At 74.4% G+C, this 15,665-nt stretch carries 8 protein-coding genes; 2 read left to right on the top strand and 6 right to left on the bottom strand.

Annotated elements, in window-relative coordinates; all coding sequences use genetic code 11:
• Window positions 1–66: 66 nt before the first annotated feature.
• The 3 genes from E0504_RS43260 to E0504_RS43250 form a co-directional block, all read right to left on the bottom strand.
• Window positions 67–2,943 carry an MMPL family transporter gene (locus E0504_RS43260; RefSeq protein WP_131627296.1) on the bottom strand — a complete coding sequence of 959 codons (2,877 nt, stop codon included), beginning with the start codon at window positions 2,941–2,943 and terminating at the stop codon, window positions 67–69.
• A 1,206-nt stretch (window positions 2,944–4,149) separates the two neighbouring features.
• The gene (locus E0504_RS43255) at window positions 4,150–5,007 is read right to left on the bottom strand and encodes a LuxR C-terminal-related transcriptional regulator (RefSeq protein WP_020461711.1); all 858 of its coding nucleotides are present in this window, start codon (window positions 5,005–5,007) and stop codon (window positions 4,150–4,152) included.
• Between the two features lie 939 nt (window positions 5,008–5,946).
• Window positions 5,947–8,568, bottom strand: a complete 2,622-nt coding sequence (locus E0504_RS43250; RefSeq protein ID WP_241831652.1) for an RNA helicase — start codon at window positions 8,566–8,568, stop codon at window positions 5,947–5,949.
• Window positions 8,569–9,262: 694 nt separating this feature from the next.
• On the opposite strand from E0504_RS43250, the gene E0504_RS43240 reads away from it, so the two are divergent.
• Together E0504_RS43240 and E0504_RS43235 are read left to right on the top strand one after the other, a co-directional pair.
• Window positions 9,263–10,219, top strand: a complete 957-nt coding sequence (locus E0504_RS43240; protein ID WP_373693999.1) for an acyl-CoA desaturase — start codon at window positions 9,263–9,265, stop codon at window positions 10,217–10,219.
• A 201-nt stretch (window positions 10,220–10,420) separates the two neighbouring features.
• On the top strand, window positions 10,421–10,663 hold the full coding sequence (locus tag E0504_RS43235) for a hypothetical protein (RefSeq protein ID WP_006539918.1): 243 nt from the start codon (window positions 10,421–10,423) through the stop codon (window positions 10,661–10,663).
• Window positions 10,664–10,867: 204 nt separating this feature from the next.
• On the opposite strand, the gene E0504_RS43230 is transcribed toward E0504_RS43235, so the two are convergent.
• The 3 genes from E0504_RS43230 to E0504_RS43220 form a co-directional block, all read right to left on the bottom strand.
• A complete protein-coding gene (locus E0504_RS43230) occupies window positions 10,868–13,558 on the bottom strand; it encodes a UvrD-helicase domain-containing protein (RefSeq protein ID WP_235015132.1) in 2,691 nt (896 codons plus the stop codon).
• 226 nt (window positions 13,559–13,784) lie between these two features.
• Window positions 13,785–14,615 carry an ABC transporter permease gene (locus E0504_RS43225; RefSeq protein ID WP_112109142.1) on the bottom strand — a complete coding sequence of 277 codons (831 nt, stop codon included), beginning with the start codon at window positions 14,613–14,615 and terminating at the stop codon, window positions 13,785–13,787.
• The gene (locus E0504_RS43220) at window positions 14,612–15,634 is read right to left on the bottom strand and encodes an ATP-binding cassette domain-containing protein (protein ID WP_112109143.1); all 1,023 of its coding nucleotides are present in this window, start codon (window positions 15,632–15,634) and stop codon (window positions 14,612–14,614) included. The genes E0504_RS43225 and E0504_RS43220 overlap by 4 nt, the downstream gene beginning before the upstream one ends.
• Between the last annotated feature and the right edge of the window lie 31 nt (window positions 15,635–15,665).

Here is a 15,665-nt window from a genome sequence, read left to right as displayed (position 1 = left end):
GGTACCCCCACCACCAGGAGGTGTGCCGCAGCCCACCGTCAGGGGTGCTGGTCGGGAGGCTGGCGGTCAGCTCTCGTGTGGCGGTTCGCCCGGCGCGTCGCCGTGCGGAGAGAACCAGGCGTCCGCCGACCAGCAGCCCTCCGTGGTCTCCCGCTCGCCGAGGGTGGGCACGTGGGTGTCCCGTGCCGGTTCGTCCGGGTCGGCCTCCGCCGGGGCACGCTCGGCATCGCCGTCCGGCCGTGCGCTGTCCGCCAGCGTGCCGTCCGCCCGGGTGTCGGCGCCGCCGTGGCCGACCGCAGGGCCGCCGCGGCTCCCGCCGGGGGACTGGTGGTCGGCCTGGTCGTCGGGGTCGTACAGGCCGTCCTCGGCCCGGCCGTAGGTGCTCGCGGAGAAGAGGACCTTCGGCGGGGCCGGGTGGGCCGGCTCGGAGATGCCGAGCCCGGGACGCCGGCGCGGCGCCCCCGCGCCACCGGCGGTGCCCTGCGGGCCGGGTTCCGACTCGTGACCGCCTACCGGGCGGGCCGCCGCCGCGGGCGCCCACGAGCGGGCGACGGCGGTCGGCCGGGTGCTCGCCGTGCCCGGCCCGGCGCCGGCCGGCGGGCTGCCGGCTGGCCGGGACGTGGCCCGAGTGGTGGTCGCCGACGGACCGGTGGCCGGCGCGGTGGCGGCCGGCGGGGCCGCGGGAGTGAGCGCCGCGGCGGTGAGCGCCTCGCCGAACGCGTCGCCGCCCTCACGCAGGCCGAACCGCTCGTGCAGCAGCCGCAGCGGCCTGGGCGCCCACCAGTTGTACCGGCCGGCGAGGGCCATGAAGGCCGGCACCAGCACGGCGCGCACGACCGTCACGTCCAGGAGCACGGCCAGCGCCAGGCCGACCCCGATCATCTTGATGATGCTGATCTGGGACGTCGCGACGCCGATCATCACGACGATCAGGGCGAGTGCGGCGCAGGTCAGCAGCGGGCCGGTCGCGGCCAGGCCACGGGTGACCGCGCGCCGGTTGCCCGCCCCGCGCTGGTGCTCCTCGCGGATGCGGGCGAGCAGGAAGATCTCGTAGTCCATGCTGAGCCCGAAGGCGACGCAGAACATCAGCACCGGGCTGGTCAGCTCGACGGTGCCCGAGACCTGGAAGTGCCCGACCAGGGGCTGGAGGTGCCCCTCCTGGAAGACGAGCACCATCGTGCCCATGACCGCGGCCAGGTTGAGCGCGTTGAGCAGCAGCGCCTTCACCGGCAGCAGGATGCTGCCGGTGAACAGGAACAGCAGCACGAACGTCGCTATGATCACCACGGTGATGGCGCCGGGCAGGCCGCGCATCACCGTGTCCCGGGTCTCGACCAGGTGCGGGGCCAGGCCACCGATCTCGACCGGGTAGGGCGCCGGGATGGCGCGGACGAGGTCGACGGTGCGCTGGGTGCCCGCCGAGAGCGGGTCGGGCTCGGTCGGCCACAGGGAGAGCCAGGCGCCGCCGTGCACGCCGACGAACGCCCCGCCGTCCGGTGGCGGTGGGGCGATGAGACGGCCGTCGGTGAAGCTGCCGGCCACAGTGTCCACCCGCGCGACGCCGGGCACCCGGGACAGCCGCGCCGCGTAGCCGCCCAGGCGCGCGGCGACCTGCGGCTCGCGGGCGTCCACCCCGGCCGCGACGACCGGGATCTGGCAGGGCAGGCAGACGGTGAAGTCCTCACGCATGGCGTCGTTGACGATGTGCGAGTCCGCGCTGGTCGGCAGGACGGTGTCGTCGGCGAGGGCGACCCGCAGGTTGCCCAGCGGCAGCGCCATCACCACCATCAGGGCGACCGCCGCGCCGCCGAACAGCAGCGGATGGGCCATCACCCGGCGGGCGATCGCCCCCCACACCGCACCGGGCTCGCGGTCGCCACCAACCCCGGTGCCGGCGGGCGCAGGCGCCCCGGCCCGGCGGCGACGTCCACGTTCCACCCGCTCGCCCAGCAGCATGATCGCCGCCGGCAGCACCAGCAGGGCCGCGAGTTCGGAGGTCACCACCACCGCGATGCCCGCGTAGGCGTACGACTGCAGGTAGGGCAGCGGGAACAGCAGCGCGCCCGTCAGGGAGAGCGCCACCGTCAGACCGGAGAAAAGCACCGTGCGGCCGGCGGTGCGCAGGCTGGTGTGCAGGGCGGCGGGCCGGTCCAGGCCATTCTCCCGCTCCTCGCGGAAACGTCGCAGGATGAACAGGCAGTAGTCCACGGCGAGGGCGAAACCGAGCGCGGTGGTCAGATTCAGCGAGAACACCGAAATGTGGGTGACCTCGGAGAGCAGCCGCAGCGAGGCGAGGCTGGCGATGACCGCGCTGCCGCCGACGACGATGGGCAGCAGCGCCGCGGCCGTTCCGCCGAACGCATACAGCAGGACACCGAGCACCAGCGGCGCGGTGATCAGCTCGGCGCGCTTGAGGTCCGCGCGGCTCTGTTCGGTGACGTCCAGCATGACCGCGGGCGCGCCGCCGAGGCGCACGGTGACGCCGGGCCCGTCGTGGGCGTATCTGTCATGCAGGGCGGCCACGTGGCGCGCGATCGCGTCCTCGGTGCCGGTGAGCCGCAGCAGGACGAGCGCGCTGCGCCCGTCCTGGGAGCGCAGCAGCCCGCGCTGGGACTCCGTCGACCAGTAGGACGTGACGCCGCTGACGCCCGGCTCGCGGTGAAGTTCCTTGGTGAGGTTCTCGCCCAGCCGGCGGGCGGTCGGGCCGTCGATGTCCCCGGGTGCGGTGATCATGATCGCGACGTTGGGCGGGGCGCCGGGGAACTCGGCGTCGAGCATCGCCTCGGCGCGGGTGGCGGAGTCGCCGGGGGCGTAGAAGCCGCCGGTGGCGAGCCGGTCGAACACCCCGGCGGCCCAGGGCAGCAGGAGCAGCACGAGCAGCCCGGTGACGGCCAGTACGCGCCCCGGCCGGGTGATCGCGATCCGGGCGAGGAGGGCGAACAACCCGCCGCGCCCGCCGGTCGGTGCGCCCGCCGAACCCCCAGGCCCACCCGGCTGCCCGGGACGGCCCGGCCCGCCCGGCCGCTGCGGTGCCGCGGCTCGCGGCTCGGCAGCTCCCGGTGCGGCGGCTCGCGGCTGTGCGGCCCGCGGCTCGGGCGAGCGCCCGGCGCGACCGCGCCAGCGGCGCCGGCGTGGCCCCTGCTCCGGTGGCGGTGGCGCGGCTGGGTGGACGGTGCCGGGCCGCGGTGGCGTCGTGCGGGCCGGCGGGTGCGGCTCGAGCGGTTCTGCCGGCCCGGCCACGGCGCCCGGGTGGGCGGGTGACCGGTGGTTGGCGGGGCGCCCCGTCGAGCCCCTGAACCGCCGCGTGACTTCGACGGGAAATGACATGAGTTCAACGTAGAAGTAGCAAAGATTGGGCGATACCCCCGTAGAGGGGTACCAAAGGCGCGAATCCCTCTTTAATGTTCACGCCGTTGGCGTGAGTACCGCGATGACGTCGTGACTCGCGCCAGTCGGTATCCGGAGGAGGGGGAGTTCGTCGTGGAGGAGAAGTTCGAAGGGCACAACAACGGCAGAACACCGCCGCATCTGGCGAGGTGCCCCCGGCCGCGGTACGGGGTTCAACCGCACGGGGGTATTCCGGCTGACAACGCGGGCCGGCCGGAGGGTTCCGGTTGGGACGAGCGTCCCGCCGCGCCCGGTGGGACAGGGCAGCGGCCCGGGGCGCGGCCGCGGTCGGGCGGCCCGGGCGCGGCGCCGCCACCTGGGGCGGAACAGCCGCCCGCGGGGGATCAGAGCGGCGCGTCGGGCCCGGCGTCCACCGGTCCGCTCCCGCTGCCGGCGCCCGGCGCCGCGGCCACCCGACCGGCGCCGGCGCCCGGCGCGCGGCGATTCTGCCCCGGGCCGACGCGGCGCCGGTGAGATTCGTCCCGCGGCCGGTTCCGCTCGTGGCCCGTGGGTTACGGGCACCAGGACTGGAATGCATTTCCCGATGGGCGTGAACGGAATGTTTCCCACCGGCCGGCCGCGGGCGAAACGCCGGTCGGGCGCCCTGCTCGCCGGGTGCGTGGTCGGTGGGAAGCACTTTCGGTGGGGTGCACCGCCGGCCGGGTGAACGACTCGGACGAAGCAGACGGGCGGTGACCGCCCCGAGAATCTCGGGGGGTCACCGCCCGTCGGCGGTTCTGGTGGCGCGCCGTCGCGCCGGCCTCACGGCAAAAGGCTGGAACGGCGCGCGACGTTCACGGCCGCGGTGCGGTTGTGCACCCCCAGTTTGTTCATGATGCTGCGCAGGTACGCCTTCACCGTCTCGGGGCTGACGGCGAGCCGGCGCGCGGTCTCCGCGTTGGACATGCCCTCCGCGACGAGCCGCAGGACGTCGAGCTCGCGGGGGGACAGCCCGAAGGGCTGGGCCCGCGTCGGCGGCGCGGTGTCGGGAAAGAGGTCCTCGAGCAGGTCGCGCACCGCGACGATCCGTTCCCGCAGGGCCGGGTCGCCGGCCTGGTAGCTGAGCTCCTCCAGCTCGGCGTCGACCCGGCACAGCACCCGCAGCCGGGACGCGCCCGCCGGGCCGCCCGGGGTCGGGCCGGCGTCGGCGCGCGCCGTCATCGTGCGTTCGGCCAGGAACGCCTCGAATCGGCGGGCGACGCTGAGCGCGGTCTCCACGGCGGCCGGCGGGACGGGGTTGTCGGCCCGCACGCCGCAGTACAGCACCGCGTGGACGGTTCCGCCGGTGCGTACCGGCACGGCCACCACCGAGGAGATGTCCTCGCCGAGGACGGCCCAGTCACGCTGGTCCTCGGTGTAGCGCGGGCGGGTGCCGGCGTCGATCACGACGGGCCGTCCCAGCGCGACGACCCGCCCGCCCACGCCGTGGCCCGGCGGCAGCGACATGCCGCGCAGCGCGTTGGTGCGGTTCCCGTCGAGCGCGCTGATGGTCAGGTAGCGCGAGCGGGGGTCGACCGATCCGCCATAGGCCAGATCGGCGCCGGTACGGGCGCGCAGCCGGGTGACGGCTCGAGGCAGCAAAGCCTCGACCGAGCAGTCATCGGAAGTGCCCGATGTCATCGTCTTCCTCTCGTCCGGGGGTCTCGCGGACTAAGAACGAAACAAAACAGAAAAATTCGGCAAAGGTGCCACCGGCCCGCCACTTATTTCCCGGGCCTAAGCCGGCGTGAGACGAGGTCAGTCGCGGAAACGGAGGTCGTGCGGCGCCGGATGCGGTGCCGGGTCGGCGGGGAGTGTCGCCGGGTCGCCCGGTCCTTTACGGCAGACAAAACGCCTTGCTGGGAAATGAGACTAGCAAGGGGATCTTCGTCCCGGCAATCAGCGCATTGTGCACTGTGGTGCCGAACGCGCGCAGTGAGGGTTGGGATCCGGCGAAGGTGTATGGGGGTGGCCCGGTCGCGTGGGCCCGCCACCACCGCCGGATCCCCGTGTGCGGCGCGTGGATCCCGCCGCCGCGCACCGCCGCGCGGCGGTGCGCGGCGGTGCGCCGGCGTGCCACGGCGGCGCGTGGGGTGCGGTGATCGACCGTTCGTTCTCCGTTGACATGGATCGACGGGATCCGTCGTCCGGTGTTCTTCACCGATTCCCAGCATGGTGTCAGTTGTGTATCCGGTGGTTGGTTTATGAGAATGTCTGCCGCTGGGGTTGGGTAAATACCAGGCCGGTGGCGTCTTTCGGGCCCGTGTCCACAGTCGCCGCCGTCACCCCTGGTCGTGGGTGGACGCCGGTGCGCGATGCCCGGCCCGGCCGGGCGCGGGCCGCTACGGGAAAGGCCGCGGGCCGGCCGCGGCGGCCGTCATGTCCGTCCGTTACCGCATCGCGCCGCACCGCACCTGCGGCATTTCCAGGACCTACGCGGGAGGGCTGGACCGATGGTGCCGGTTGCACACCGCCCGGAGCGCGTATGAACACCTCGGTGCCATTGGCGGTTCGCCGCCGCGCCCGCCGCCCGATACGCCGCCCGACCGACCGCCGGAAAGCGGACCGCGGGAAAGCCGCTCAGAGCTGGTCGACGGCCGTCACCCGCAGGATGGCGATGCCGGCCTCGTCGGAGGCGGCGAGGTCCACCTCGGCGCTGATTCCCCAGTCGTGGTCCCCGGCCGGGTCGTCGAAGATCTGGCGCAGCGTCCAGCGGTCCGCGGCGGTCTCCACGATGAGCAGCCCGGGGCCGCGGGCGTTCGGCCCCGTGCCGATCTCGGCGTGCGTGTCGAAGTACGGCTCCAGGGCGTCGCGCCAGGCCTGCGCGTCGAAGCCCACGGCCGCGTCGAGCTCGCCGAGCAGGTCGTAGCGGCGCAGCGCGGCCAGCTCGACCCGGCGGAACAACGCGTTGCGCACCAGCACCCGGAACGCGCGGGTGTTCGCGGTGACCGCCGAGGTCCGCTCGACCAGCCCGCTCGGCGGGGCGTGGCTCTCGGGAGCGGGGTCGCGCAGCGCCTCCCACTCGTCGAGCAGGCTGGAGTCGACCTGGCGGACCAGCTCGCCCAGCCACTCGGTGAGGTCGGTGAGCTCCTCGGTGCGCGCGTCCTCGGGCACCGTCTGGCGCAGCGCCTTGAACGCGTCGGCCAGGTAGCGCAGCAGCAGCCCCTCCGAGCGGGCCAGGCCGTAGAAGTCGACGTACTCGGCGAAGGTCATCGCCCGCTCGTACATGTCCCGGGCGACCGACTTGGGCGACAGCTCGTAGTCGTCGACCCAGGGGTGGCCGCGCCGGTAGGTGGCGAGCGCGGCGTGCAGCAGCTCGTCGAGTGGCTTGGGCCAGGTGACCTCGTCGAGCAGCTCCATCCGCCGGTCGTAGTCGACGCCCTCGGCCTTCATCGCCGCCACCGCCTCCCCGCGGGCGCGGAACTGCTGCGCGGACAGCACCTGCCGCGGGTTGTCCAGCGTCGACTCGAGCAGGCTCAGGACGTCCAGCGGATAGTCGGGGGACTCGCGGTCGAGCAGGTCGATCGCGGCCAGCGCGAACGGGGACAGCGGCTGGTTGAGTGCGAAGTCGAGCTGCAGGTCGACGGTGAGCCGCACGGTGCGCCCGGTCTCGTCCGGCGTGTCGAGCTTCTCCACCACCCCGGCGGCGAGCAGCGCCCGGTAGATCGCGATCGCGCGGCGGATGAGCCGGCGCTGCGCGGCCGGCGACTCGTGGTTGTCGGTGAGCAGGTGGCGCATCGCGCTGAACGCGTCCCCCGGCCGGTTGACCACGTTGAGCAGCATCGAGTGGCTGACGGCGAGGTGCGACGTCAGCGGCTCGGGTTCGGCGGCGACGAGGCGCTCGAAGGTCGGCACGCCCCAGGAGACGAAGCCCTCGGGGGGCTTGCGGCGCACGACCTTGCGCCGTTTCTTCGGGTCGTCCCCGGCCTTCGCCAGCGCCTTCTCGTTCTCCACGACGTGCTCGGGGGCCTGCACGACGACGTTGCCGACGGTGTCGTAGCCGGCCCGCCCGGCCCGCCCGGCGATCTGGTGGAACTCCCGCGCGGTCAGGATCCGGGTGCGGGTGCCGTCGTACTTCGACAGCGCGGTGAACACCACGGTGCGGATCGGGACGTTGATGCCCACCCCGAGCGTGTCGGTGCCGCAGATGACCTTGAGCAGGCCGGCCTGCGCGAGCAGCTCGACCAGCCGGCGGTACTTCGGCAGCATCCCCGCGTGGTGGACGCCGATCCCGTGCCGGACCAGACGGGACAGCGTCTTCCCGAACCCGGCGGTGAACCGGAAGCCGCCGATCATCTCCGCGATGGCGTCCTTCTCCGCCCGGGTGGAGACGTTCACGCTCATCAGCGCCTGGGCCCGTTCCAGCGCGGAGGCCTGGGTGAAGTGCACGACGTAGACCGGCGCCTGACGGGTCTCGAGCAGCTCCTCGATCGTCTCGTGCAGCGGGGTGGTCACATACCGGTGGAACAGCGGGACGGGCCGCTGCGCCGAGCGCACCACCGCCGTGGGCCGCCCGGTGCGCCGGGTCAGGTCCTCCTCGAACCGGGTGACGTCGCCCAGCGTCGCCGACATGAGCAGGAACTGCGTGTCGGGCAGCTCGATGAGCGGCACCTGCCAGGCCCAGCCCCGGTCCGGGTCGGCGTAGTAGTGGAACTCGTCCATGACGACCTGGCCGACGTCGGCCGTGGCACCGTCACGCAGCGCGATGTTCGCCAGGATCTCGGCGGTGCAGCAGATGATCGGCGCGCTCTCGTTGACCGAGGCGTCACCGGTCATCATGCCGACCCGCGCCGGGCCGAACACCGCGCACAGCGCGAAGAACTTCTCCGACACCAGGGCCTTGATGGGCGCGGAGTAGAAGGTGCGCCGGCCCCAGCCGAGCGCGGCGAAGTGGGCGCCGGTGGCCACCAGGCTCTTCCCGCTGCCGGTCGGTGTCGCCAGGATGACGTGCGCTCCGCTCACCACCTCGATCAGCGCCTCGGTCTGCGCCGGATACAGTTCCAGGCCCTGGTCGGTCACCCAGGCGCCGAACGCGTCGAACAGGGCGTCCGCGTCGGGTTCGGGACCGGCCGGCAGGCGGTCGACCAGCGACGGCGAGCCGGCGGCCGGGCCCGGCGCGCTGCCGGGTGTGACGCCGGGCGCGCTGCCGCCGGGGGCGAGGTCGGGTGAGGTGTTCTCGGGCGTGGAGGTGTGCGGCGTCATGGTGCTCTCGATCGTGCCCCACGGACGGCGGGCGCGGGCGACGGGCCGCCCCGTGGCGGCGCGCGCCGTCCGGTCCGTGGCGCGCAGGCTCGTCGGCCGCGCCGGGTGAACCCGGGTGAACCGCGCCGGGTGAACCGCCACCGGCCGGGGCGCGGCGGCGCATCGACCCGCGGCGGCGTGGGTATCCCCGCCCTTGCCGGGCGGGGCCGAGTACCTGTCCGCCGGCGCCCGCCGGGCACCCTCGCCGAGGGCCGGCCGGCGCCGGCGCGGCTCACCCCCCGCGGGTACGGGTGGGGTCAGACCCCCCTAGGCCGGGGCGCCACCTCCACTGACCAGGACGATGATTCGCAGCAGAGTCGGCGGTGTCGTCGCCGGCCACCTGGAGAGGGTCCATATGTCCCATGACCGTACGGGCGTGAGTCCGCCCGTGCTACTGACTGTCGGTCCGGCCACAGCCACGTCCCGGGCATCACTGCCGGCCGTGCCGGTGGAGCCGGCCCCGCCAGCCGTCGCCGCCGTGCCGGTGGAGTCGGCCCGGCCGGTCGCGACGGCCGTCGCGGTGCGGCCGCCCACGCCGGCGGGCCCGGCGGCGGCGTGCCCACCGCCGGTGAGCACCGCGGGCAGGCGGACCTCGGCCAAGGCCGCCGTGGGCGCGGCCGCCGCGGAGGAGAGCGCCGCGGGCGCCGCCGTTGCCATGGGCACGGTCGCCGTGGGTGCCGTCGCCGCGTCGCCGCGGGCGGCGGGCGCCGCGCCCGAGTTGGATCCGCGGCCGAAGTCCCGCGCCGAGCAGATCCTGCTCGCGCTCTTCCTGGGTGGGCCGCTGTTGGCGGTCGCCCTCGCCGTCCCGTTCGCCTGGGGCTGGGGTCTGAGCTGGCACGACGTCGTCATCGGCGCGGTGATGTACGTCATCGGCGGTCTCGGGATCACCGTCGGCTACCACCGGCACTTCACCCACGGCGCGTTCAAGGCGCGCCGGGGCCTGCGGATCGCGCTCGCTCTCGCCGGCAGCATGGCGATCGAGATGAGCGTGATCGACTGGGTGGCCGCGCACCGGCGCCACCACCGCTTCTCCGACCGTGACGGCGACCCGCACTCCCCGTGGCGTTTCGGGCCCGGCACCCGGTCGTTGGCGCGCGGTCTGCTGCACGCGCACGTCGGGTGGCTGTTCGCGCCGCGGCGGACCAATGCCCAGCGGTACTGCCCGGACCTGCTCGCCGACCGGGACATCCGGCGGATCTCGGACCGCTTCGGCTGGCTCGTCGCCGTGTCGATGCTTCTCCCGCCGCTGGTCGGCGGCCTGTGGGCGGGGTCGTGGACGGGCGCGCTCACCGCGTTCTTCTGGGCGTCGCTGGTCCGGGTCTTCCTGTTGCACCACGTGACCTTCTCGATCAACTCGATCTGCCACGTCCTGGGCGCCACGCCGTTCGCCACCCGGGACCACTCGGGCAACGTGTGGTGGCTGGCCGTCCCGTCGTTCGGGGAGGCGTGGCACAACCTGCACCACGCGGACCCCACCAGCGCGCGGCACGGTGTGCTGCGCGGCCAGATCGACCTCAGCGCCGGGCTGATCGCGGTGTTCGAGCGCCTCGGCTGGGCCCACGACGTGCGCTGGCCCGACAGCGAGCGGATCGCGGCGAAGCGCGCCGCCTGATCGGCCGCCTGACCGTTCTCCCCGCCGCGCGGTGCGCCGTGACGGAGTCGTCAGCGCACCGCTCCGTAGGCCGGGTGGCACCGTACGCAGGGGTCGAGTGCTCCCGTATGTCATCCGTTGGTCCTGTGATGGGGTGCGCTGCCCCACCTACCGGGGCGGCGGGGCATCCCGTCCGTCCTTTTTGCGGTTAGCGTCGGCGGGGTGGATGAGCTCCCTCTGCTCGTCGGGTCTGGTGACATCGCCCGGGCGCTGGGCGTCACCCGGCAGGCTGTCGATCACCGGCTGCGCAGTGATCCGGCGGCCCCCGCGGCCGCGGGGGTCGTGAACCGGACGTCCGCCTGGAACGGGACCCGGATCTGGTGGCGCGAGGATGTCGACCGGTGGCTGAACCTCGAGCCTGACCGGTGGCATCGGCTGCTCGCGTCTACCGCGCGGGGCGGGTGACCGGCGGTGGGCTGATCGTTCGACTACCGGCTGGTGCACCCCCGACACAAGATAGTCAACGCTGTTGACGACCGTTCGTTACTAAATTCGATCTTGAAACCTCCATTCCGTCCCCGGGACGAGGCTGTGTGCCCCGTCCCGGGGACGGACCGACCTCCGCCCGGGCCGCAGCCCGCCGCGCCTCGCGCCGCGGCGCGAGGCGCCTCAGCGACCGGATGCCGCCGGACCGGCCGCCGGAACGCCGCCGGTCGCCTCGCCGGCTGTCCCACCGGTCGCCTCGCGCGGTCGCAGCCGGCTCAGCACCGCCGGCAGCTCGCCGACGTGCACGACCCCGAGCTGGTTCGTCGGCCGGGTCAGCGCGACGTACAGGTCACCGGCGCCCCGCGGCGACTCGGCCAGAATGCGCTCGGGCTCGACCACGATGACCGCGTCGAACTCCAGCCCCTTGGACTCACGGACCGTCAGCACGACGACCGGCCGCTCCGGATCCCCGTCCGCGCCACCCTCCCCGTCCGCGCTGTCCGCCGTGCCCGCCTGGCCGTGCGGTGCCGCCTGCGCGGGCGCCCCCACCTCCACGTCCTGGTCCGGTCGCGGGCCGGTGGACCCGGTTTCGACGAGGGACGCCAGCTCGTCGCGGCGGGAGCGCGGCACGATCACAGCCAGCCGCCCGCCGCCGGCCGCCGCGCGCTCGGCACGTACCAGCTGCTCCAGATGCTCGGCCAGCTCGTGGGCGCCGACCATGAGCCGCCACGGCGCGCGGCCCGACCGGCGCACCGACCGCGGCGCGCGCAGCCCACGCCCCTGAGCGGCGAGCACGTCGCCGGCGATGTCCATGATCTCCGCGCCGGTGCGGTAGTTCACCGTGAGCCGCTCGAGGGTGAAGCGCGGGCCGACGAACGGGTCGAGCGCCTGCGCCCACGAGGAGCTCCCCGCCGCGTCGCCGGTCTGCGCGACGTCGCCGACCAGCGTCATCGACCGGGTCGGGCAGCGGCGCATCACCATCCGCCAGGCCATCGGGGACAGCTCCTGCGCCTCGTCGACGATCACGTGGCCGAACGCCCAGGTGCGGTCGGCGGCCGCGCGCTCGGCGGTGCTGCGGGTGTCGACCTCCTCCTGGCGTTCGCCGAACCGGTCGGCGTCGATGAGGTCGGAGGCCATCAGCAGCTCGCCGTCGGGGTCCTCGGTGTCGCCGCGGGAGAGGATGTCCAGCACGCCGCCGGCGTAGTCGATCCGCTGCTGGCGCTCCAGGTGCGCGGCGACGGCCGCGTCGATCGCCGCCCGGGGGTCGTCGCCGAGCAGTTCGGCGGCCTCGTCGAGCAGCGGGGTGTCGGCGGGTGTCCAGTCGCCGGGGGCCCAGCCCCCGCCGGGGTCGCGGCGTAGCGCCGCCCGCTCGGCGTCGGTCAGCCCGGGGGCGGCGCGCGACAGTGCGTCGGCGGAGGCGAACAGGTCCTTTAGCAGCGCCTGCGGGGTCAGCAGCGGCCACAGGCCGTCGATCGCCTCGGCGAGCCTGGGGTCGGACCTCAGATCGCGGCGCAGATCGGCCAGGTCGGAGGAGTCGAGCACCGGCCGGTCCGCCGCCGCGGCCGCGGCGGCCAGGGCCGCGCTGGGCCAGTCGCCGCCGTCCGTCGCCGCGCTGCCCCCACCCGGCTCGCCGCCTTCGGTGCTGTCGCCGAGGGCGTCGCGCGCGGCGTCGGTGTCGGGCCAGAGCATGAAGTCGTCGACGAAGTCCGGGATGTCGACCTCGTCGATCGACGACTCGTACCGGTCGGCGATCTGGCGGGTCAGGGCGGTGATCACCTCGCGGACGAACACCGACCGGGCGTGGTTGTGTGCGCGTCCGGTGAGCCGGGCGGCGGCCCGGGCCGGCACGACGATCGTCTCGTCGAGGCGGGCGACCCCGTCCGCGACGGTGATCTCCAGGGGCGTGTCGGGGAGCCGCTGGCGGTCGCGGACGGCGGCGGCCAAAATGTCGACCATCTCGGGCCGGCCCTTGACCTCCGCGGCGGTCGTGCTCTCGGCGCGACGGGCCCGCACGCCGGGGAAGAGGTCGCCGACGGTCGACAGCAGCACCCCGGTCTCGCCGAGGGAGGGCAGTACCTGCTCGATGTAGCGCAGGAAGGCCGGGTTCGGCCCGACGATCAGCACCCCGCGCTTGGACAGCTGCTCGCGCCGGGAGTACAGCAGGTAGGCGGCACGGTGCAGCGCGACGGTGGTCTTGCCGGTACCCGGCCCGCCCTCGACGACGAGGATGCCGTCCTGCTCGGAGCGGATGATCCGATCCTGTTCGGCCTGGATGGTCGCGACGATGTCGCGCATCCGGCCGGTGCGGTGCGCGCCGAGGGTGGCCAGCAGCGCCGCCTCGCCGACGAGGCTGTCGTGCGCCGGTGTGCCGTCCGGTTCACCAGCCGCGGTGGGCGGGCCGGCGGTGAGGTCGGGGTCGCCCTCGTCGGCGCCGAGCCCGTCGAGGGTCCGCAGGCCGAGGACCCCGCCGCCGAGGGTCGTCGGGCCGAACACCTCGTCGTCGAGGTGGGTCACCCGCCGCCCGACGGTGCGGATGTGGCGGCGGCGGGCGACGTGCAGCGGGGTGGCCCCGGTGGCCAGGTAGAACGGGCGGGAGGCCGGGGCCCGCCAGTCGATGAGCAGCGGCTGGTAGTCGGCTTCGGGGTCGAGGACACCCATCCGGCCGATGTAGCGCTGCTCGCCGTCGGCCATGTCGAGCCGGCCGAACAGCAGCCGGTCGCGCATCGCGTCGAAGCGGGCGACCTGGTCGGCGTGGCGGGCGGCGAGCGCGTCGCGGTCGGCGCGCGCGCCGGGTTCGGGATCGTCGCGCAGCAGGGCTTCGGCGAGTCCGGCGGCGGCGGCGGCGCGCAGCCCGTCCAGCCGCTCGTGCAGCATGGTCAGGTACTGCTGCTCCCGAGCGTGCTCGTCGCCCCCGGAGGTGTCTCCGGCCGGGGCCGGGGCGCTCTCAGGGGGCACCGGGGGCGCGGGGGGCGCCGCTTCGTTTGACAATCCCCAACCCTTTCCGCTAGCCTGTGGCTGCGTATAGCGCGCTTTTGCGCGCCCTTGTGGCGGCTCCAGCTTAGCTCAGAGCGGCATCGTCCTGGTGTGTCGAGACCACCGGTCAGCCCGCCCGCCCGGTGAACGCACGCCGTCCGAACAGGAACTTCGCCGCCAGGTATGACCCGGCCAGCACCGGGCCGAACCAGGCCAGCGCCAGCCACCCGCCTGTCCCGATCGGCGTTCCCATCAGCAGGCCGCGCAGCGTCTCGATCACCGGGGTGACCGGCTGGTGGTCGGCGACCGCCCGCAGCGGGGCCGGCATCGTCCCCGTCGGCACGAACGCGCTGCTCAGGTACGGCAGGAACAGCACGAAGAAGGTGAACCCGCTGGCGGCCTGCGGGCTGCCGGCCAGCAGGCCGAGCGCCACCGACAGCCAGGTCATGGCGAGGACGAACAGCAGCAGCACCGCGGCGGTCGCGCACCATTCCGCGGCGGTGGCGTTCGGGCGGAACCCGGTGGCCAGCGCCACCGTGACGACCAGCGCGGTCGAGACGGCGTTACGCGCGACGCTGGCGACGACATGCCCGGTCAGCACCGCCCCGGCCGAGATCGGCAGTGAGCGGAACCGGTCGATGACACCGGCCGTGGTGTCCTGGGCGACACCGACCGCGGTCGCGGCCGCCCCGTAACCCGCGCAGAGCAGGATGATGCCCGGCACGACATAGTCGACGTAGTCGCCCTCGGTGTCGATCGCGCCGCCGAACACGTAGACGAACAGCAGCATCAGGTTGATCGGCAGGATCACGCTCAGCAGCAGCGTCTCCGGGTCGCGGGTCAGGTGCCGGATGCCGCGGCCGACCATCACGGCGGCGTCCGCCGCCGCCCAGCGCAGCGTGGACACCCATCCCTCGGCCGGGGCGATGCCGGCGGGGGCGAGGGGTTCGGTGGTCATCGCGCGGGCTCCTCACGGCGGGACGGGGCGGGCTGGCCGGCGCCGCGCGCGGCGACCCCGGCGGTGGACGCGCCGGCCGGCGTGACCGTCGCCGGCGTGGGGCGAGTGGACGGCGCGGTGGTGCGGCTCGCGGTGGTGAGGCTGAGGAACACGTCGTCGAGGTTCGGCCGGCGCAGCGCGACCGGGCCGACCTCCAGCCCGGCGTGCCGCATCCGGTCGAGGACGGCGCGCACGTCGGTGGCGGTGCCGTCGGTGGGGACGTCCACCGCCCGGCGCCGGGCGTCGCGCTCGCCCGCGGTGGGGCCGAGCAGCCGCAGCGCGGCGGCGAAGTGGGCGTCGTCGGTGAACGTGAGCTCGAGGCGCTGCCCGGCGAACCGGGACTTCAGCTCCTCGGGGGTCCCCTCGGCCACGACCCGCCCGCGGTCGAGCACGGTGACCCGGTCGGCGAGCCGGTCGGCCTCCTCCAGGTACTGGGTGGTGAGCAGGACGCTCACGCCGTCCACGGCGAGCTCGCGGATGACCGTCCACAGCTCGGCGCGGCTGCGCGGGTCGAGCCCGGTGGTCGGCTCGTCGAGGAACACCACCTGCGGTCGGGACACGAGGCCGAGGGCCAGGTCCAGACGGCGGCGCATCCCCCCGGAGTAGGTGCGCACCGCCCGGGTGCGGGCGTCGGTCAGGTCGAAGCGCGCCAGCAGTTCGGCGGCGCGCGCGCGGGCGCCGGCCCGCCCCAGCCGGGCGAGGCGGCCCATCATGACCAGGTTCTCCTCGCCGGTGAGGACCTCGTCGACGGCCGCGTACTGGCCGGTCAGGCTGATCGCGCCGCGCACCTGCCGCGCGGCCCGCAGGGCGTCGTACCCGGCGATGTGGACCGTCCCGGCATCCGGCCGCAGCAGTGTGGCCAGGATGCGGATCATGGTTGTCTTGCCGGCGCCGTCCAGGACGGTCGTGTGCCGGTAGCTCCTGGTGAGCCCGCGGACCCGGACAGTGGGCGTGGCCTGCTGCTCGGCTGGCGTGGTCATGTGGTCGTCCTTGGCGTGGCGGGCGGTCCTC

The organism is Parafrankia sp. BMG5.11 (genome assembly GCF_004337455.1).
Note: the sequence above shows the minus strand (reverse complement) of the source record. Positions and strands in the feature narration are given on the sequence as shown.

Coding starts and splice junctions, on each gene's coding strand:
- E0504_RS43255 (WP_020461711.1), bottom strand. CDS start 5,007: ATGACATCGGGCACTTCCGATGACTGCTCGGTCGAGGCTTTGCTGCCT.
- E0504_RS43250 (WP_241831652.1), bottom strand. CDS start 8,568: ATGACGCCGCACACCTCCACGCCCGAGAACACCTCACCCGACCTCGCC.
- E0504_RS43240 (WP_373693999.1), top strand. CDS start 9,263: ATGGGCACGGTCGCCGTGGGTGCCGTCGCCGCGTCGCCGCGGGCGGCG.
- E0504_RS43230 (WP_235015132.1), bottom strand. CDS start 13,558: ATGCTGCACGAGCGGCTGGACGGGCTGCGCGCCGCCGCCGCCGCCGGA.
- E0504_RS43225 (WP_112109142.1), bottom strand. CDS start 14,615: ATGACCACCGAACCCCTCGCCCCCGCCGGCATCGCCCCGGCCGAGGGA.
- E0504_RS43220 (WP_112109143.1), bottom strand. CDS start 15,634: ATGACCACGCCAGCCGAGCAGCAGGCCACGCCCACTGTCCGGGTCCGC.